Below are 19,292 nucleotides of genomic sequence, written 5' to 3'. Positions count from 1 at the left end.
CGTTTTATTTTTGCTTTTCAGCAGAAAGATAAATTAAAATAAATTCCTTTAAATCTCGCTTAAAGTCCATATCAGGGAGGATATAACCCAATAACTCCATTTCTTCTTTAATCTTTCGATTTTCTACAATGGCATTGTACATTCCCATTGCTTGATAGTGTACGGCATGGAGAAGATTTTGTGAACTGACAAATCGAAGAGCTAAATTTTTTGAAAAAATGGTAATAATATCATCTGTATCGGAATAAAAAGCCCGCTTGTATTCCACTAACTTTTCCATAGAAACATTTTCTTCAAAGACGGAGAGGAGATGATAATAGCGAAGGTATTCTGAGTGGTCGGCGATAATGCGACTCCAAATTTCAGCAAAGACTTCCTCTGAATAAGCACAGCCCACAGGATACGAGGCTTTTAATTCATTGTAGTACTTTTCTCTAGCTTCTTCACAAATCATTAAGTAAATTTCTTCTTTTGTGCTGACATACTTATATAGATTGGCTCTGGACCAGGAAAGTTTTTGGGCAATATCGGAGATGGTAATCTCTGAATAGGGCTTCTCATCAAAAATCTTTCTACCTGCTGCCTTAATTTCTTCAAATCGCTCCTGCTTTTGTCCTTCATTTCTTGCTCGAATAAATTTTGTCATACTGTCCTCTATTTAAAATACATAGTGTTTTTTATATCTCTATCATAAGCTCAACAGAAAGAAAATGCAACTTATTTTGTCTTTATTGTTTTCGCAATTTAATCTTATTTCTTGCACTTTTTCTTCTGTCTTCCTCAATGGCTGCATAGTGGCGTTTTGTCGTATTGACATCTGTATGCCCTAAAACATCAGCAACCAGATAAATATCCCCTGTCTCTTTATATAAATTTGTTCCGTAGGTACTTCTTAGCTTATGTGGGGTAATCTTTTTTAATGTTTCCACAGAAAGAGCATATTTTTTTACCATTTTTTCGACACTTCGAACACCGAGACGCTTCTTTTGCATAGATAAAAATAGTGCATCTTCATGCCCTGGGGCCGCTAGAATAGACTTTCGATACTCCATATATTCCGTAAGAAGTTCTTCCACTTCATCCCCAAAGTAAACGGTTGTTTCCTTTCCTCCCTTCCTTAAAATCTTTATTCCATCATTTTTTAGATCTACATCTTGAATATTTAAGCCAACACACTCAGAAACTCGAATTCCTGTTCCCAACATAAGGGATAGAAGAGTCAAATCACGAAGTTTTGTCTTGTCATGGTAAGTGCGTTGCTTTGTTGTCAATTTCCTTCCACTTTCTACTGCACTCAACATCATTTCGACTTCATCCTCATCCAAGTGCACGATATCCTTTATTTTTGTCTTTGGCATTAAAATTCGCTCTGTGGGATTGTGTTCAATCTTTTCTGTTCGATACAGATAGCGATATAAACTTTTTAAGGTCGATAGTTTCCTCTGAATTCCCTGTCCCTTATTGACAATCTCTTTTTCTTCCTCTTTTCGATACTTTAAGTACTCCATATATTCCTCTAAATCTACAGGAGACAAATTTTCTAAAACTTCGATGGGAATATCTCGGATTTTTTTATACTTTTTTTCGAGTACAGGGTTTGCCTTCAATAAAAATTGAAAAAATACATTCAAATCATAAGCATAGGCAATTCGAGTTCTCGATTGTGTGCGTGGCTCAATTCCTCGAAAAAAATCCTTGCAATAGGGCGGAAGGGCCAAGGTAAGCTTTCGAAGTTTTAATACATTTTCTCGATCAATTTGTTCGTTATAACTAAGTGATGACATCCGATTCTCCTTTATTTTTTGTATATCTATAGTATATCATATAAAAATGTCTTGCCAAAATAGGAAAGTTGTAAGATAATAATAAAGACATAGAGTCAAAGAAATATCATTATTTTCTTTAAGGAGGTTTTTTGAAATGGGATATTTAGAAATTGAGAAGGTCATTGGTAGAGAGATCCTTGATTCTAGAGGAAATCCAACTGTAGAGGCTGAGGTTTACTTAAACGACGGTACTGTCGCTAGAGGAACAGCTCCAAGTGGTGCATCTACTGGTGAATTCGAGGCACTTGAGCTTAGAGATGGTCAAAAGGACCGTTATCTCGGAAAGGGCGTGACAAAAGCGGTTGAAAACATCAACACCATTATTAACGATGTCATCGTTGGTATGGATCCACAGGATACCTATGCTGTAGATGCTGCAATGATCAAGGCTGATGGTACAAAGGATAAGTCTAAACTTGGTGCAAACGCAATCCTTGCTGTATCTATTGCTGTAGCAAGAGCAGCCGCAGAATCTCTTTGCATTCCTCTTTACAGATTCCTTGGCGGTGTATCTGGAAACAGACTTCCAGTACCTATGATGAACATCTTAAATGGTGGTGCACATGCAACAAACACTGTTGATGTTCAGGAGTTTATGATCATGCCAGTTGGTGCACCATCTTTTAAAGAGGCACTTCGCTGGTGTGCAGAAGTTTTCCATGCATTGGCTAAATTGTTAAAGTCTAGAGGTCTTGCAACATCTGTAGGTGATGAGGGTGGTTTCGCACCAAACCTTTCATCTGATGAGGAGACCATCGAGACAATTCTTGAGGCTGTAAAGAACGCTGGTTATGAGCCAGGTAAGGACTTTATGATCGCTATGGACGCAGCAGCAAGTGAGTGGAAGAGCGAGAAAGGAAAGGGACATTACAAGCTTCCTAAGGCTGGTACAGAGTTTACTTCTTCAGAGCTTATCGCACACTGGAAGTCATTGGTTGAGAAGTATCCAATTATCTCTATCGAGGATGGTCTTGATGAGGAAGATTGGGATGGATGGAAAGAGCTGACAAAGGAACTTGGCGACAAAGTTCAGCTTGTTGGTGATGACTTATTCGTAACCAATACAGAGAGATTAAAGAAGGGTATTGACAATGGTTGTGCAAATGCAATCTTAATCAAGCTCAACCAGATTGGTTCTGTTTCTGAGACTTTAGAGGCAATTAAAATGGCTCACAAGGCAGGTTATACTGCAATTTCTTCCCACCGTTCAGGTGAGACAGCAGATACAACAATTGCTGACCTTGCCGTTGCCCTCAACACTTGCCAAATTAAGACAGGTGCTCCAAGTAGATCTGAGCGTGTTGCAAAATACAATCAGCTTCTTCGCATTGAGGAGCAGCTTGGTGAGAGTGCTGTTTATCCAGGAATTAACGCATTCAACATTAAGCGTTAATTTTGGCGTATGGCTTAAAACAGCTTTGCAGCTTTGCAAAGCTGTTTTTTGTTAAATAAAAAATAAGGAGATTGAAAAATGAAAAAATTTTTATTTGGAACAATGATGGTTGCTGCGATGATTGCTGCAGCAGGCTGCGGAAAAAAAGAGAGCACCACTACACAGACTACAGCACAAGCTGAGCAGTCTAGTGCCAAAGCAGAAGATACAAAAGATGCAAAGACAGTGGAGGGAACCATTGAGGAAAAAAAGGAAAATCAATTTATTCTTGATGCCAAAGATGGAAAGTCTTATCTTTTCGCCTTCTATGATGGAACGAAACCAGAGGGATATGAGGGTGTCAATCAAGGAGATAAAGTAACTGTTTCTTATACTGGAGATCTTCCAAAAAGCGATGCAGATTCCTTTACAGGAAAAGTAGTATCAATAAAGAAATAGGAAAAATCTATACTAACTATTCGTTAAACAAGTCTTTTGCGAATAGTTGAATATCAAAAAATAAAGCCAAACCTACACTCTTCTAGGCTTGGCTTTATTTTTATCTTGATCCTGGTCCATTATCTGCATCAAAATCCATACGTGGCAAACTGTTGTCGTCATCGCTGTCCTCGTCGCCCACATCTCCTCCTTGTTTTCTCAAATACTCCTCAAGTCCCTCATCGCCAGCATCACCGGCATCGTAGTCGTCATCATGTAAGTTGTAAGCCGAGTAATCAGGCTTTTCTTCGTCGTCCTTTGACTTTTTTTTTGCCTTATTCGCTTTGGTTGGTGCTGTTGTACTTTTGTGATGTTCCTGTGTAGAAGGTGCTGCTGCCACCGAATAGGTCTGCTGCTGTGATGATACCAAAGCACTCTCTCCCGAATGAGACTGTGCCACGGTGCCCTGGATGACTTCCCCACCAGCGACGGTTGCCGCCCCTTGCTCTGAGGACGGCAACGAAGAATTCATTGCACTGGTCTTTGACTTAACTGTCGATTCTGCCTTTTTGCCCTTATTGGCCTTTGACGACTTTGGCATCTTTTTTGAATTTTTTTGTCCATTTGGGCTAAGAGAAGTTTCTAAAGTACTTTCACTTTCTTCTATGCCATTTTCTTGCAAATCGCTCACACTACGATCATCCGCCCCTTTTCCCGTCTTTTTAATGATATAATCACTAATTTTTTGGACAGAATCACTAGGCGTATAACTTTCATCTTTAAATAAAAGTTGATGTAGAGCAATAACATTGCTTTTTAAGGTGATCGGAACAACAATGGAACGACCATCAAGCTTCATAATTTCCTTGTCAAAAGGAAAGCCTACCGTCTCTGATAGATGATATTTTTTGGTATTCTTTGCCATTGGCAAAATATCATCAATGGTAATGTTGGTTGATGTCATTGGCAATACACTGACCACCAATTGCATTAACTTTTTCTTATCCGCTACCTTCGCTTTATCAAAGGCCAAACTAATTACTTTTCGCTGGCGTTCTGTTCTTTGGAAATCGTTATCCATCAAACGAAGTCTTGCATAAGCTACAGCTTGAACCCCGTCAAGATGCTGCAAACCTGGGTGTTGTAACTGAACAGATCCAATTCCTGTGGATTCCACAGTTTCTGTGATAAAACTATTAATATAGGCAAATTCTGCATCCGTCACATCAATATCGACACCACCAAGAATGTCAATGGCGTGAATAACGGCTTCCCAGTTAAAGACGACATAGTCGTGCACATTGATATCAAAGTTTTCTCTAATGGTCTTTAAGGTCTGATCAACCCCACCCTTAAAGTAAGCTTCATTTAACTTATGATAAGTCTTATCATCAATCTTTGAATAGGTGTCTCGATAGAGAGAGACTACCTGAATATCTCCTGTCCCACGGTCGATATTGACTAAAATATTGACATCCGATAGAGCCTCTCCCTTTCCGAATTTACCATTTCTTGAATCTACACCAAATACAGCAAAGGTATAATACCCCTTTTGCTTTGTTTGGAAGCTATAGGCTAAAAATGCACCATAGCCAAGAATAACCACCAAAAAAATAGCTAAAATAGAGCGAAGGACAAGACGAAATTTCTTCTTTTTCTTTTTGCTCTGTTTTCTCGGTTGATTTTGGCTTTGACCTGGTCGATTCTTCTTTTCTTTGCGACCGCCGTCATCTGTATTTGGCAAGACAAAATCGTCACTAAAACTATCAGGAACGACAAAAGTATCTTTGTCAAAACTCTCCTTCATCTGATGTCTTTTTCGCTCTTCTTCACGAATTTTTCGAAGGCGTGCCAAATCGTCAAGATACTTTTGATGCTCCTTTTCTGTGTCAAACTGCTTTTCATCTTGCTTCATAAATCTACTCCTTCATCTCCATCGCTTTAATCTAGCAGGTTTCTATAATTCCAATAGGCACTCATCTTTCCAACGGAAACATTATTGACTGGATTTCCACTTTCATGAATACAAATCATATCTCCATCCCCTGCCCATTTTAAGAAAATAATGACATGACCAATGGATTCTTCTCCTCCTGGGCGGACAATAATATCGCCTGGGCGAAGTGCACTTCGATTAATTGCCCTTCCACTATCAACAAGGGTAGATGTCGAATATGCACTTGGCTGATTTCCTGTTGCACTCCAATATACCCAGTTAATCCATCCTGAGCAGTCAAGTCCTCTAAAGATTCGGCCCTTGTAATCAGGTTGAACCATAGAGTAAAAGCTATTGCCCTCATATCCAGAGCTACTTGGTTTTCCGCCAAAGTAATATGGAATCTTTCCCACACTGTGAAGGGCTTGCTCAATAATGCTGCGACGCTGCTGGCTTAAATCTGCAGGAAGTTCATTTAAATAACCTTGAATTTCCTCGTCTGTCAAGGCCTTTCCTGTAGAAAATGAACTTGCTGAAAGACCAAAATCGGCCATCCAATCCCTTGCAACTAATTGATTGACTTCATTGATCTTATCTTCTGTCCAACCCTTCCATTGATCATTAAAATCCTTTTTATTATTTCCAATAGAATCGAGTTTGAACAAGTTTTTCTTTCCATTGAGCATAGTTACCTGAGCATTTAAACTTAGTGTCAGATGACCTGGGCACTTTGGAAAGATAAGATTGCCATTTGCGTCTGTTTCTAGGGAAGGAGAAGTCTCTGTTGTTGTGGCACTCTCACTACTTGCTGCTGTCGGCGGTGTAGCCACAGGAACGGATGCCTGAGGATTTTCACTTGCCGCTAGTTGTGCTGCTTCTTGGCTAGCCAAAAAAGCTGCACTAGATGCCGCTGCCGCACTGGCCTTTGCCGAAGCCTCTGCAATCGCTGAGCTGGCATTTCCCTTTTTAATCGCAGCTTGCACCTTTTGATCAGTCAAGCAACCTTTGTCATAGCTGACATCGCTCATAGACAAACTATAGCTATGTGACTTTTCCCATAGTTTCTTTGCATAATCAACATAAAGTTGATAATCTTCCCAGCCGTGATAATAGCCATAGACACTGGCCATTGCCATAATTTCCTTGGTGTTTGAGTTATACTCTAAAGCTTTTCCATTTCCGTCATGCATACTGACATCGATTTTTGACCATTTTTTAATGGTCCAAGTCTCTGGTTTTTTGGGATCTTGATCTTTATCTGTGATATCATACTTTCCAAGTACAGAACTTTGTGGCTTTCCAAGGACCTGTGCCATCTTCGCTGGTTTCATGTCCATCTTGTTAAAGATTTCTGAATACCAATCGGCATCCAAATTAAAAATTTCTTGATAGAGCATTCCTGCATAGCTATTGGTTGGCTTTGACTGATCTACCCCTTCTGGAAAGCGATGGGCAAGATTTAAATCCGTAGCCGAAGGTTTCCAGTCGGCAGCTGGAACAGTGGATACATTGCTATACAATGCATTGTAATCGATATCACTGTCAAAGTTTGCCACCTCTGGCAAAGCAGTATTTGTCTCCTCTGCTTGCCCATTTTGTGCCACCACTTGTGGATGTGGATGAGACAGTGCATAGACCTCACCGTATTTTGCAGTTGCAACACCAACAATCATCATGACCGCAGCACTGACGATAGGAATCAATTTCTCACGATTGCGATAAAACTTTTTCAGTTCTTTTAATTTTAGCATTTTTCTCTCACTCTTCTTCTCAAAAAAATAAAATCATTATATAATATTATCGTTGTAATAATAACACAAGATGCTGACAAAATAAATCTTTATCAACTTAAGGGTTCCTTAATTATAATATACGGTTTTATACTGCTTTTCAAGTATTTTGTTACTAGTTTGTTACTAGTGATTTTCTTAATTTTTCAAAAAAAATATAAAAATAAAGCAGAGCAAAAAAGAAAGGAGAACTTTATGCCTAGAGGACGAGCGATGCGTGCACCCAATGGCTATGGGTCTGTCACCAAATTGTCAGGAAAAAGAAGGCGACCATTTATGGTAAAAGTGGATACGGTAATGGATGAGCGTGGCTATCCAAAGAGTAAAATTTTAGGGTATTTTGCCACAAGAGAAGAAGCCAACATAGCACTTTTAGAATATCATAAAAATCCCTATAATCCTGACACAAAAAAATTAAGTTTTTTAGAGGTCTATGAACTTTGGTTTGAGTCAAAATATATAAAAGGCGTAAGAACCTACAGCCAAAGTTCCATCCAAGCAACAAAAGCTGCACTAAAAAAATGCGAACCGCTCTATCATCTTCCAATGAAAGAAATCAGGACTTTACATATGCAAAATTTACTCGATTCCCTCTCCTGCTCTCACGCTTCCATTGAATTTGTCAAGGTTTTACTCAGCCAAGTTTCTCGCTATGCCCTGCAATTTGATATCATCGAAAAAGATTATGCTGCATTTGTAAAAATTCAACAGCCAGACGACGATGAACATGGTATCGCCTTTTCTTTAGAAGATATTAAAAAATTGTGGGATCATGTTGATTTGCCTTGGGTAGATAGTATCTTAATTTACATTCATACTGGTTGGCGGGCGAATGAACTTTTGCAGATGCCCATTGAAAATATTGACCTGTTTTCTGCTACAATGCGTGGCGGTTTAAAGACTGTCGCTGGAAAAAACCGACTTGTTCCCATCCATGAAGATATTTTTCCACTAATAAAAGCGAGAATGAAAAAGCAAAATGTTTCTCTATTTGGTCCACAATTTATGAAGTATTCTACCTATCGAAATATCTTTTATCGCACTCTAAAGACGGCAGGCATCACCACGCACTACACCCTGCATGACTGTCGACATACTTTTGAGACACTTTTGAATAATGCAGGAGCTAATGATGTTGCCATTGATCGACTGATGGGACATTCTTCTAAGGGTATTGGAAAGAGTATTTACACACATAAAGATCTGACGGAGTTAAGAAAAGCGGTTTCTTTAATAAATACTAAGATTTATTCATTTGACCTTTTGGGAAAAAACAACTATAATTGATATGCTAATAATGTTAAAGTTTAAAGGAGTGTTTATATGTGTGGAATTATGGGTTACACAGGACCATTAGATGCTAGTGAGGTAATCTTAAATGGTCTCGAACAATTAGAGTATCGCGGTTATGACAGTGCAGGTCTTGCACTTACAGGTGTAGATTCAACCATTTCTATCTTTAAAAAAGTGGGAAAAGTTGCAAATCTCAAAGCAGAAAAAAGTCAAATGCCATCAAACGCACACACGGGCATTGGCCACACAAGATGGGCTACCCACGGTGGCGTGACTGATATCAATGCACATCCTCACCGCGCAGGTCGAGTGACATTGATTCACAATGGAATTATTGAAAATTATCATGACTTAATTTCGGAGTATCACTTAGAAGATAAATTAATCTCGGAAACAGATTCTGAGGTTGCTGCTTGGGTACTCGATGCTGTATATGATGGGGATCCTCTTCTTTCTATCCAAAGATTTGAGAAAAAAGTTCATGGTTCTTATGCCTTTTGTATTCTCTTTGATGATCTCCCAGGGGAAATCTATTGTGTTCGAAAGGTAAGTCCTTTAGTTGCTGCCTACGCTTCTACAGGGGCATTTGTTGCTTCTGATTTGACAGCACTCATTCCTTATACAAAGGAATACTTTGTTGTTCCAGAAGACAAGATCATTCGAATGACACCATACAAGGTTCGTATCTACCATTTAGATACATTGGATACAGAAGAACCTGAGATTTTGACCGTAAATTGGAGTGTAGAAGCCGCAATGAAAAACGGCTTTGATCACTTTATGATTAAGGAGATTCACGAACAGCCAGATGCCTTTAAAAATACGGTGATGCCAAGAATCAACAAGGGACTTCCAGATTTTTCTGATGACAACATCAATGATGAAATCTTTACAAAATGTGACAAGGTGCAGATTGTAGCTTGTGGTACCGCTATGCACACCGGTATGGTTGCAGCAGCTATTTTACAGCCACTAGTTAGAATTCCGGTTCTTGTCAATATTGCCTCTGAGTTTCGCTATGGCGATCCCCTCATTGACGATCGCACACTCGTAATTGTCATTTCTCAGTCAGGTGAAACGATTGACACTCTCGCTGCAATGCGTCTAGCAAAGGAAAGGGGGGCAACTACGCTTTCCATCGTCAATGTCAAGGGTTCTACCATTGCTAGAGAAAGTGACTATACATTATATACCCATGCAGGTCCTGAAATTGCTGTGGCTAGTACCAAGGCCTACACCGTACAGCTTGCTGCCCTATATTTAGTCATTTGTAAGATGGCTCTCCTTCGTGGTGCATTTTCTAAGGAGCAGGCAAGAGATTTTATCAATGATTTGATGGATGTCATTTCTAGCATTGAGATTGTTATTGAAAAGAAAGAACAGATTAAAGAGATTTCAAAGAAGCTCTTAACAAGAGATGATGCCTTCTTTATTGGTCGAGGACTGGATTATGCCTTCTCCCTTGAGGGTGCGTTGAAGTTAAAAGAGATTTCTTACATTCATGCTGAGGCCTATGCAGCAGGTGAGTTAAAGCACGGTACGATTGCTTTAATTGATCATCAGGTTCCTGTAATTGCCATTGCAACTCAGGATAATCTTCTTGCCAAAACAATTTCAAACATTCGAGAGGTAAAGGCAAGAGGTGCATATGTCATCCTTTTGACGAAAGAAAGTGCAAAAATTGATGCTGGAGTATATGATGAATTAATTACGATTCCAGATATTGACGATCACTTTACGGTATATCCAATCGCTGTGGCTTTACAGTTGATTGCTTACTATACTTCCCTTGCCAAGGGTCTTGATGTGGATAAGCCAAGAAACTTAGCAAAATCTGTAACAGTAGAATAGGTAGAATAAATTCCCCCTTACAAGTTTTGATTGTGACTTGTAAGGGGGGATTATGGTTCTTTGTTAAATAAAAAATGTTGAGATTAGCAATTGCCAACCCCAACATTTTTATAGAACCTTTTTATGTTATTCTGGTACAACTTCAATCCAATATCCGTCTGGATCGGTGATAAAGTAAATTCCCATTGCTGGATTTTCAAATGCAATGCAACCCATTTCTTCGTGTTTTTGATGTGCTGCTGCCATATCTTTAGTAGACAATGCAAGATGATACTCAAGATCCCCCAAATTATATGGCTCTGTTCGGTCACGAAGCCAAGTTAACTCTAATTCAAAGGAACTCTTTCCATCGCCAAGATAGACAAGGATAAACGATCCATCCTCAGCTTCTTTTCTTCGCACTGGCTTTAGTCCAAGTGCCTTGTCATAGAAATCTAAACTCTTTTCTAGATCCAAGACATTAAAATTAAAATGATTAAAGGTAAACATTAACGAATGACCTCCTTTCCTCCCATATAAGGTCGAAGAGCTACAGGAATGCGGATAGAGCCATCTTCATTTAAGTTATTCTCTAAGAAGGCGATGAGCATTCTTGGTGGTGCAACAACGGTATTATTCAATGTGTGGGCAAAGTACTTCTTGCCATCTTTTGACTTTACACGAATGCGAAGTCTTCTTGCCTGTGCATCGCCAAGATTTGAACAACTACCGACCTCAAAGTACTTTTTCTGTCTTGGAGACCAAGCCTCCACATCACAGGACTTCACCTTTAAATCGGCAAGATCTCCCGAACAGCACTCCAATGTGCGCACAGGAATGTCCATACTTCTAAATAAATCCACTGTATTTTGCCATAATTTGTCATACCACACCTTTGACTCTTCTGGCTTACATACTACAATCATTTCCTGCTTTTCAAATTGGTGAATGCGATAAACGCCTCTCTCCTCAATGCCATGAGCACCCTTTTCCTTTCTAAAGCAAGGCGAATAAGATGTCAATGTCTTTGGAAGGCTCTCTTCGTCATTCATTGTATCAATAAACTTACCAATCATTGAATGTTCGCTCGTACCAATCAGATATAAATCCTCACCCTCAATCTTATACATCATTGCATCCATCTCTGCAAAGCTCATTACACCCGTGACAACTTCTGAGCGAATCATATACGGCGGAATGCAGTAGGTAAATCCTCGATCAATCATAAAATCTCTTGCATAGGAAAGTACAGCGCTGTGTAACCTTGCGATATCTCCCATCAAATAATAGAATCCATTTCCAGCAACTTTTCTAGCACTGTCAAGGTCAATACCATTGAGCTTTTCCATAATCTCTGTGTGATAAGGAATTTCAAAATCAGGAACAAATGGATCGCCAAACTTCTCAATTTCTACATTCATCGAGTCATCTTTTCCAATAGGAACACTTGGATCAATAATATTTGGAATCACCATCATAATACTTTTGACCTTTTCTTCTAACTCAGCTTCCAATGGCTCAAGTACATCAATGCGTGCACTAATTTGTGCAATCTCGTCCTTTACCTTTTGTGCCTCGTCCTTTTGTCCCTTGGCCATCAATGCACCAATTTCTTTGCTCACTTTGTTCTTCTTTGCACGAAGCTCATCAGCCTCTTGCTGTGTCTCTCTTGCCTTTTTGTCAAGCTCAATCACCTCATCAACTAAAGGTAATTTCTCGTCTTGAAACTTGTTCTGGATATTTTTCTTTACAATATCCGGATTTTCACGCAAAAATTTAATGTCAATCATATTTCCTCCGCCTATATAAACAAATTTAATCAAAAAATATTATACAACACTTTAAAAAGCACCGCAAGGCATCGCAAATTGAGCAAAGGCTATTTTTTCATTTCAAATTGCAATCCCGCACGCACAAGCACAGGATAGAGGGCATTATACAACACAACAACGACAATCGTTCCTGCAATTGCGTTGATCAAGGTCACACCACCTGCGATGGTGCTCATAATCTTTGCAGCATCGGCCTGTACCCCAAGAATATAGATTTTATAAAAATATCCTGCAATAGGATCTGCAATGACATTAAATCCTAGTCCCGCAATGGATGCAAGCAAACTAAAGAGAAAAATCTTCTTTCGATCATTCGTCTTTGTGATATGCCCAATATTATGAGCAACAAATCCTGCAATTAAACCAATACACAATTTTAAAACAAAAGTCTTTGGGGCACTGGTGATATAAACAGGATCAAGTAAATCGGCAATGGTCATCCCAAGACTTCCAGCAATACCACCATAAAGTCCCCCAAGCAACAAAGCTGCAATGACACAGATTGCATTGCCAATATGCAATGCCACCATATCTCCACCAAATGTGGGAATAGGGATTTTTAAAAAAGTAAATGCTACATAACATAGTGCGGTCATTAGTGCCATAACCACCAATTTATGTACTCTTTGATCTGAATTTCTCATACTCCTACCTCCTAGTTGAATTGATAATATTTCGTCACATTCTATCACACTTTATCTTTACTTTCAACTACCAAAAGTAGACCAGAAGAAAAAAATACTTTCGCTCTATCCGTAACAATCTCGTTGCTTACGGTAAGAGTGGGCGTCTTTTGTTGGTCTAAAACGACATTGTAAAGGGGATACAAAAAGCCCACAAGGTATAGTCCTTCTACCTTTCCGGCGAGAGCATAAAAGGAAATATACTTTCCCCACTGCTTTGCCTTTAAAATTTCTGTTGGTTTAGCAATGGCATAGATGCGATTTTTTTCATCTATAATTTCCAGCTGAATGCCAAAAGAAATATAGTGCAGTGTCAGATAGAGATTGGAAAGTTCATGGTCAATTCGCCCGCCCAAGCAACCAAGAGCAAAGATATGTCGATATCCTCGTTCGATGCAAGCTCGAATTGCTAATTCTGTATCTGTCTCATCCTTTATTGGATTATGCCGTTGTACTTCAATTCCTTTTTCTTCATAGGTATGCAAAAGACTTGGATTTACGGTGTCAAAGTCTCCAACCAAAATATCGGGAATCCGACCGATTTGATCGAGAAATGCAAGTCCCCCATCGACACAAACTAAGAGATCTGTGTCTGATTTTTGATGTAAAAAATTGAGGGCGAAATCTCTGGATATCTCGCCCCCTGCAATTAAAAATGCGGTTTTATTCTTCATTGTCCATCACTTTTTGAAAATATTGTACATTGTCTGTAATATTTGAGCCAAAAATGGCACTTCCTGCAACAATCATATCTGCTCCTGCATCCAATACCATCGCAAGCGTCTCTCTATTGATTCCTCCATCAACTTCAATCTGGAAATGAAGATTTCTCTCTGCTCGGATTTTGGCCAATTTTTTAATTTTTTCTGTACAATAGGAAATATACTTTTGACCACCAAAGCCTGGATTTACGGTCATTAAAAGCACATAGTCAAGCTCAGGCAAAATTTCTTCCAAAGTAGAAAGTGGTGTCGCAGGGTTTAAGGCCACTCCCGCCTGAATATCTTTGGAATGAATATGTGCAATTGTTCGATCAAGATGCAGGGTACATTCTTGATGTACGGTAATCATATCTGCTCCGGCTATAACCATATCATCAATAAAGCGATCTGGCTCATCCACCATCATATGAACATCAAATAATAACTTTGTGTGCTTGCGGATAGCTGAAAGTACCGGCATTCCAAAGCTAATGCTCGGCACATTTTTTCCATCCATAATATCCATGTGCAAAAAATGGACATCATTTTTTTCTAATTCTTCAATTTGATCCTTTAATTGATAAAAATCTGCTGCCAACAAAGAGGGTAAAAGTGCTCTCATCAATATTTCCTCACGCTTTCTAATTCTTTATAAATTTTTACATAGTTTTCGTAGCGAATTTTTGAAATTTCACCACGATGTACAGCGTCCTTGACACAGCAATCGGGCTCTGCAACATGGACACAGCCATGGAAGCGACATTTCCCTTCATATTTTTCAAACTCTGGGTAATAATTTCGCAATGCTTCCTTTGGCAAATCTTCAATATTGACCGAAGTAAAACCTGGAGTGTCACAAATATAGGTGTTTTCTTCGACATAAAAAAATTCTGAATGTCGAGTCGTATGTCTTCCTCTCGAAATTTTTTTGCTAATGTCTTGCGTCTGCATCAGAGCCATCGGACATAAAATATTCGTCAGTGACGACTTTCCAACACCCGATGGCCCAGCAAGAACCGTCGATTTTCCACGCAAATAGGAGCGAAAATCATCAATTCCTTTGCCATCGGTCACGCTCATTTGCATGGTAAAAAAACCGGCATCTTGATAAATGTTTGCCCGCAAGCGATCTGTCTTACTTGCGATATCTGCCTTATTCCATAAAATAGCAATTTCTACATTTTGTCGACTCATCATAATGAGATATTTGTCCAGTAGATAAAGCTGTGGATCAGGATGTGTAAATGCTAAGACAACCACAGCTTGATCGACATTACTGACAGCAGGACGAATGAGGGAATTTTTCCTTGGTAAAAGCTCTACGATATTTCCGATCTGTTTTTCTTTATCTGTCATATCGAAAAGAACATTATCCCCGACCAATGGCTTTATCTTTTGATTTCGAAAAGCTCCCTTGGCCTTGCAAGAATAAACTTCCCCCTCACAAGCAACATAATAAAAACCTGCAATTCCTTTAATAATCTTTCCTTGAACACTCTTCATTATTGCACCTTAAAGAATTGGACATCATAGGATTTGAGTACATTTTGTGTATCGGCATCAACAACCTCGACATTGCCCTCTTCTACGCCATCTGCACCAACAATGGATTTAAATCGCACAGGTAAAATGGTATCTCCTGTAATGTTTCTTGGCTCCATTAAAGTGCGATATACGGTCTGACCATTGACATCTTGGCGAAGGCGAATCATCACCTTGACCTTACTGCTGCTGCCACCTGGACCAATTAAATCCTTTAACTCAAAGGTTGTATCAATGGAGCCAACATATTGATAGTTTGACTCTGGGCTAAGTTCTGCACTGGCTGTTGCATTGACATCTTTTTTCTCTTCTGCCTTTGTAGCCTTTGTGGCTGATTCTGTACTACTTTCCGTTGGAGCAGGGCCTTGGCTGATGACATAGTCCACCTTTCCACCTAAAGTTGCCTGTGCTCCTGGCTCTGGAGATTGACTAATAATATCTCCAGCTTTGACGGTATCACTATACTGCACTGCACGATTTCCTGGCTTTAGGTTGGAAGAAATCAAGAGATTGGTTCCTGCAGCTTCTGGCTGATTGACAATATTAGGTACAACCGTCATTGTATTTTTCTTTCCCTTGCTAATGACAATGGTCACTTCGCTTCCCTTTTCAGGCTGTTCAGGGACAAATCGAATAATTCCGCCTTCTTCGACACTGTCACTATACTCTTCTTCTGTATTTACACTAAATCCCTCACTCTTTAGTGCGGTCTTTGCATCTTTTGCATTCATTGATGTAATGCCAAGAGAGGTCAAATCGACTTTTTGAGAACCATTGCTAATCACAACGCCAACACTAGAGTGTTTCGAAACAACCTCATCCGACTTTGGATCCTGAGAGATCACCTGCCCCTTTGGCACGCTATCACTGTAGGCATTTCCTGTAACCTTCATGGAAAGTGTAGCTTCTTGTAAGATTTTTTCTGCCTCATCCTGTGTCTTCCCATCTAAATCAGGGACTTTGGTTTGATTGGAAGCAAGTGTTGTCTCTCCATTGGGTCCTGTTGGACTAACCACAGTCTTTGCCTTTCCGATATTTCGCCCAAGGATTAAAAGAAGAACAATCGCAACAACGGCACCGCCAACACCAAGAGCAGCCATCAACTGCTCAGATCGTATTCCCCTTCGTTCTTCTCTTTCTTCATCTTCATTTTTTTCTTCCTTTTTGCCAAAATCAGAAGCATCCGAAGAAGAGGATTCAAAAAGTTCAGGGACAAAAAAAGAGTCCTTACTCTCATCTTGTGATGTCTCTTCTGGAAAATCAGGAACTTCAAAGGCATCCCTTGCCTCATCAACATCTCCATCCATCACATTTTCTAGGGTGTGTTGATTTTGGGCATGTCGAGCATTAATTTCTCCCATCTCCTCTTCGCTCATGCGTCGGGTGTCCCCATTGATCGTGGTCGTATTGCCAAGCAAAGAAGGATCATTGGGGTCAATCAGCGCTTTTCGAAGGTCAACGAGCAAATCTTCCATCGTTTGATATCTTCGCTCAGGCTTTTTTTGTGTACACTTTAAAATAATACTTTCAAGACCAGCAGGAATGTCTGGACTAGATAAACTTGGCAAAGGAAGTGGATCCTCTAAGTGGGATAGAGCAATCGCCACGGTTGTATCTCCATCAAAGGGAACTTTGCCTGTAATCATTTCATAGATCGTAATTCCCAGAGAATAAATATCACTTCGCTGGTCAGAAAGAGCTCCTTTTGCTTGCTCTGGACAAATATAGTGCACTGATCCCACAGCTGCTCCACCAATGGTCTGGGCAGAGACAGCCCTTGCAATACCAAAGTCCGTCACTTTTACCTTTCCATCTTTAGAAATAATCATATTTTGTGGCTTAATATCCCGATGGATAATGCCTCTTTTGTGTGCAGCAGCAATTCCTTGTGCCACTTGAATACTGATACCAAGGGTCTCCTTGACATTGAGCTTTTTCTTTGTTGCGATATAGCTTTTGAGTGTAATTCCCTCCACAAGCTCCATCACAATATAATGAATATTTTCTTCGTCCATGACATCATAGACATTGACAATATTCGGATGTGAAAGCCCGGCAGCTGCTTGAGCTTCCATCTTAAATTTTGACACAAAAGTTTCATCCGTACCAAATTCTTCCTTCAGTACCTTAATGGCAACAAGGCGATTGAGTTTATGGTCTTTCGCCTTATAGACATCTGACATTCCACCAGAGCCAATTTTCTCCAAAATTTCATATCGACCCTGTAAAAATATTCCTGGTTTTAATATCATTATTTTTCCTCTCCCATACCAGACAACAAAATCACCGATATGTTGTCCTTACCACCATTGTCATTGGCTGTCTTGACCAATTCTCTTGCTGCTTTTTCTAATGAATCGGATAGGTTGACAATATCTAAAATACATTCATCGCTGACCATATTACTCAAGCCATCAGAACATAAAAGAGCAATATTGCCCTTTTTGGGAATCAGCTTAAAATAGTCAATCTCTAGCACTTCCGAAGCACCAACAGCTCTTGTAATAATATTTTTCTTTTCTTGGTATTCTTTGGAATCCCTTGAAAATTTACCAAGGCGTACCATCTCTTCGACATAGGAGTGATCGACCGTCACTTGGTTAATCTTTGAATGATCCAAAAGATAAAGCCTGCTGTCTCCAACATTGGCCACCAAAAGTTCACCTGAAATATAGGTGGCCGTCACAAGGGTTGTGCCCATCCCTTGAAAATCTTTATTGGTCTTGGCCATTGAAAAAATTTCCTTGTTTGCGTGCAAAATTGCCTCATTGAGTGCAATTAATGGACGCTCCTTTGAATTTTCAATGTGGTCACACATTCTTTTGACAAGTTCCGCAGAGGCAACATCACCAGCTTTTTCACCGCCCATGCCATCTGCTACAATGTAAAGATTTGGAAGTGGTCCAATTCTTTGGTCACAAATAAAAATATTATCCTGATTCATCTGTCTGACCTGTCCACAATCTGTCAATGCCACTGATTGCATTTACTGTTCCCCCTTTATAAAATCTTTTGGGCTTTGTGCATAATGCCTACGAAGTTGCCCGCAAGCACCATCAATATCTCGTCCCATTTCCCTCCTTATAGTAACATTTATACCACTTTTTTCAAGAAGATTTTTAAAAGCGAGTATGGATTTTGGTGTCGATTGCAAAAAATTTCTCTCTTTAATTGGGTTGACGGGAATGAGATTGACATGTCCATGCATGGAAGAGAGTAAGGAAATTAAACGCCTCGCCTCTTTTTCGTTGTCATTGACTCCCTGCACAAGACTGTATTCAAAAGTGACTCTTCGCCCTGTCTTTTCAAAGTAATACCGACAGGCTTTTAGTATTTCTTTGATGGTATAGCGATTGGCAATGGGCATCAACTCCTTTCGAATTTCATCATTTGGTGCATGTAAGGATAAAGCCAAGGTGATTTGCAATCCTTCATCAGCAAGTTGTCTCATTTTGGGCACAATACCACAAGTTGACACAGTAATGTTTCTTTGACTAATATGGAGTCCATTTTCGTCGCTGATCATTCGAACAAATTGAACTAGATTTTCATAATTATCCATCGGTTCACCCGAGCCCATGACCACGATATTTGAAATTCGCTCGCCCAAAAGTTTTTGAATGCGATAAACTTGATCAAGCATTTCTGAAGCTGTCAAATTGCGTACAAGACCGTCAATGGTGGATGCACAAAATTTACAGCCCATTCGACAGCCCACCTGAGAGGAAATACACACCGAATTGCCATGGGTATAGCGCATCATTACACTTTCAATGATATTTTCATCCTCTAGGGCGAATAAATATTTATGTGTGTCATCAATTTTAGATACACGAAGTGCTACTGGAGAAAGTGTTGTTAGGGTACACTCTTTTTTTAATTTTTCCCTCAAAGATTGAGGAATATTTTTCATCTCATCAAAATCAGAAACCAACTTTTGATGAATCCAACCATAGATTTGTTTCGCACGAAATGCAGGCTCATCCGCCAGATAGGCCCGAAGCTTTTCAAGACACATGGACTTAATATCGATCATTTTTCCTCCTCAA

General features: G+C 39.6%; 17 protein-coding genes. 4 read left to right on the top strand and 13 right to left on the bottom strand.

Annotated features, from left to right (window positions below; genetic code table 11):
* Positions 1 to 4: 4 nt before the first annotated feature.
* Together J5A74_08630 and J5A74_08625 are read right to left on the bottom strand one after the other, a co-directional pair.
* Positions 5 to 646, bottom strand: coding sequence for a TetR family transcriptional regulator (locus J5A74_08630; GenBank protein ID QUI95437.1), 642 nt, complete (start codon positions 644 to 646; stop codon positions 5 to 7).
* Between the two features lie 82 nt (positions 647 to 728).
* Positions 729 to 1,784 (bottom strand): tyrosine-type recombinase/integrase, encoded by a 1,056-nt coding sequence (locus J5A74_08625; GenBank protein ID QUI95436.1) that lies wholly within the window; start codon positions 1,782 to 1,784, stop codon positions 729 to 731.
* Positions 1,785 to 1,920: 136 nt separating this feature from the next.
* On the opposite strand from J5A74_08625, the gene eno reads away from it, so the two are divergent.
* Entirely contained in the window at positions 1,921 to 3,219 is a 1,299-nt protein-coding gene (gene eno, locus J5A74_08620; GenBank protein ID QUI95435.1) for a phosphopyruvate hydratase, read from the top strand.
* Between the two features lie 78 nt (positions 3,220 to 3,297).
* A complete protein-coding gene (locus J5A74_08615; protein ID QUI95434.1) occupies positions 3,298 to 3,657 on the top strand; it encodes a DUF1344 domain-containing protein in 360 nt (119 codons plus the stop codon).
* Positions 3,658 to 3,757: 100 nt separating this feature from the next.
* On the opposite strand, the gene J5A74_08610 is transcribed toward J5A74_08615, so the two are convergent.
* Positions 3,758 to 5,551, bottom strand: a complete 1,794-nt coding sequence (locus tag J5A74_08610; protein QUI95433.1) for an LCP family protein — start codon at positions 5,549 to 5,551, stop codon at positions 3,758 to 3,760.
* Between the two features lie 26 nt (positions 5,552 to 5,577).
* A complete protein-coding gene (locus tag J5A74_08605; protein QUI95432.1) occupies positions 5,578 to 7,323 on the bottom strand; it encodes a C40 family peptidase in 1,746 nt (581 codons plus the stop codon).
* Positions 7,324 to 7,557: 234 nt separating this feature from the next.
* Here J5A74_08605 and J5A74_08600 point away from each other — a divergent pair, with 234 nt between their 5' ends.
* Both J5A74_08600 and glmS read left to right on the top strand, forming a co-directional pair.
* Positions 7,558 to 8,649, top strand: coding sequence for a tyrosine-type recombinase/integrase (locus tag J5A74_08600; protein QUI95431.1), 1,092 nt, complete (start codon positions 7,558 to 7,560; stop codon positions 8,647 to 8,649).
* Positions 8,650 to 8,685: 36 nt separating this feature from the next.
* Entirely contained in the window at positions 8,686 to 10,506 is a 1,821-nt protein-coding gene (gene glmS / locus J5A74_08595) for a glutamine--fructose-6-phosphate transaminase (isomerizing) (GenBank protein QUI95430.1), read from the top strand.
* Positions 10,507 to 10,632: 126 nt separating this feature from the next.
* Here glmS and J5A74_08590 read toward each other — a convergent pair whose 3' ends face one another.
* The 9 genes from J5A74_08590 to rlmN form a co-directional block, all read right to left on the bottom strand.
* Complete coding sequence (locus tag J5A74_08590; GenBank protein ID QUI95429.1) at positions 10,633 to 10,995, bottom strand: VOC family protein; 363 nt, start codon at positions 10,993 to 10,995, stop codon at positions 10,633 to 10,635.
* A complete protein-coding gene (serS, locus tag J5A74_08585; GenBank protein ID QUI95428.1) occupies positions 10,995 to 12,275 on the bottom strand; it encodes a serine--tRNA ligase in 1,281 nt (426 codons plus the stop codon). Before serS ends, J5A74_08590 begins: the two co-directional genes overlap by 1 nt.
* 89 nt (positions 12,276 to 12,364) lie before the next feature.
* Positions 12,365 to 12,961: an ECF transporter S component gene (locus tag J5A74_08580; GenBank protein QUI95427.1), complete on the bottom strand. Its 597-nt coding sequence runs from the start codon at positions 12,959 to 12,961 to the stop codon at positions 12,365 to 12,367.
* A gap of 44 nt (positions 12,962 to 13,005) precedes the next feature.
* Positions 13,006 to 13,674 (bottom strand): thiamine diphosphokinase, encoded by a 669-nt coding sequence (locus J5A74_08575; protein QUI95426.1) that lies wholly within the window; start codon positions 13,672 to 13,674, stop codon positions 13,006 to 13,008.
* Complete coding sequence (gene rpe, locus J5A74_08570; protein ID QUI95425.1) at positions 13,664 to 14,323, bottom strand: ribulose-phosphate 3-epimerase; 660 nt, start codon at positions 14,321 to 14,323, stop codon at positions 13,664 to 13,666. The genes J5A74_08575 and rpe overlap by 11 nt, the downstream gene beginning before the upstream one ends.
* The gene (gene rsgA / locus J5A74_08565; GenBank protein QUI95424.1) at positions 14,323 to 15,204 is read right to left on the bottom strand and encodes a ribosome small subunit-dependent GTPase A; all 882 of its coding nucleotides are present in this window, start codon (positions 15,202 to 15,204) and stop codon (positions 14,323 to 14,325) included. Before rsgA ends, rpe begins: the two co-directional genes overlap by 1 nt.
* Positions 15,204 to 17,495, bottom strand: coding sequence for a Stk1 family PASTA domain-containing Ser/Thr kinase (gene pknB, locus J5A74_08560; GenBank protein QUI95423.1), 2,292 nt, complete (start codon positions 17,493 to 17,495; stop codon positions 15,204 to 15,206). Before pknB ends, rsgA begins: the two co-directional genes overlap by 1 nt.
* Positions 17,495 to 18,229 (bottom strand): Stp1/IreP family PP2C-type Ser/Thr phosphatase, encoded by a 735-nt coding sequence (locus tag J5A74_08555; GenBank protein QUI95422.1) that lies wholly within the window; start codon positions 18,227 to 18,229, stop codon positions 17,495 to 17,497. The genes pknB and J5A74_08555 overlap by 1 nt, the downstream gene beginning before the upstream one ends.
* A complete protein-coding gene (rlmN, locus tag J5A74_08550; GenBank protein ID QUI95421.1) occupies positions 18,230 to 19,279 on the bottom strand; it encodes a 23S rRNA (adenine(2503)-C(2))-methyltransferase RlmN in 1,050 nt (349 codons plus the stop codon).
* Positions 19,280 to 19,292 lie beyond the last annotated feature (13 nt).

Source organism: Lachnospiraceae bacterium oral taxon 096 (genome assembly GCA_018141845.1).
GTDB lineage: Bacteria > Bacillota > Clostridia > Lachnospirales > Lachnospiraceae > F0428.
The sequence above is the reverse complement of the archived record's forward strand: the minus strand, read 5'-3'. Positions and strand labels throughout refer to the sequence as shown.

What these genes read in the sequence shown, in the direction of transcription:
- pknB (QUI95423.1), bottom strand. Translation starts at nt 17,495, where the DNA reads ATGATATTAAAACCAGGAATATTTTTACAGGGTCGATATGAAATTTTG.
- J5A74_08590 (QUI95429.1), bottom strand. Translation starts at nt 10,995, where the DNA reads ATGTTTACCTTTAATCATTTTAATTTTAATGTCTTGGATCTAGAAAAG.
- J5A74_08575 (QUI95426.1), bottom strand. Translation starts at nt 13,674, where the DNA reads ATGAAGAATAAAACCGCATTTTTAATTGCAGGGGGCGAGATATCCAGA.
- J5A74_08580 (QUI95427.1), bottom strand. Translation starts at nt 12,961, where the DNA reads ATGAGAAATTCAGATCAAAGAGTACATAAATTGGTGGTTATGGCACTA.
- eno (QUI95435.1), top strand. Translation starts at nt 1,921, where the DNA reads ATGGGATATTTAGAAATTGAGAAGGTCATTGGTAGAGAGATCCTTGAT.
- J5A74_08630 (QUI95437.1), bottom strand. Translation starts at nt 646, where the DNA reads ATGACAAAATTTATTCGAGCAAGAAATGAAGGACAAAAGCAGGAGCGA.
- J5A74_08610 (QUI95433.1), bottom strand. Translation starts at nt 5,551, where the DNA reads ATGAAGCAAGATGAAAAGCAGTTTGACACAGAAAAGGAGCATCAAAAG.
- J5A74_08605 (QUI95432.1), bottom strand. Translation starts at nt 7,323, where the DNA reads ATGCTAAAATTAAAAGAACTGAAAAAGTTTTATCGCAATCGTGAGAAA.
- glmS (QUI95430.1), top strand. Translation starts at nt 8,686, where the DNA reads ATGTGTGGAATTATGGGTTACACAGGACCATTAGATGCTAGTGAGGTA.
- rlmN (QUI95421.1), bottom strand. Translation starts at nt 19,279, where the DNA reads ATGATCGATATTAAGTCCATGTGTCTTGAAAAGCTTCGGGCCTATCTG.
- J5A74_08600 (QUI95431.1), top strand. Translation starts at nt 7,558, where the DNA reads ATGCCTAGAGGACGAGCGATGCGTGCACCCAATGGCTATGGGTCTGTC.
- J5A74_08615 (QUI95434.1), top strand. Translation starts at nt 3,298, where the DNA reads ATGAAAAAATTTTTATTTGGAACAATGATGGTTGCTGCGATGATTGCT.
- serS (QUI95428.1), bottom strand. Translation starts at nt 12,275, where the DNA reads ATGATTGACATTAAATTTTTGCGTGAAAATCCGGATATTGTAAAGAAA.
- J5A74_08555 (QUI95422.1), bottom strand. Translation starts at nt 18,229, where the DNA reads ATGCAATCAGTGGCATTGACAGATTGTGGACAGGTCAGACAGATGAAT.
- rsgA (QUI95424.1), bottom strand. Translation starts at nt 15,204, where the DNA reads ATGAAGAGTGTTCAAGGAAAGATTATTAAAGGAATTGCAGGTTTTTAT.
- J5A74_08625 (QUI95436.1), bottom strand. Translation starts at nt 1,784, where the DNA reads ATGTCATCACTTAGTTATAACGAACAAATTGATCGAGAAAATGTATTA.
- rpe (QUI95425.1), bottom strand. Translation starts at nt 14,323, where the DNA reads ATGAGAGCACTTTTACCCTCTTTGTTGGCAGCAGATTTTTATCAATTA.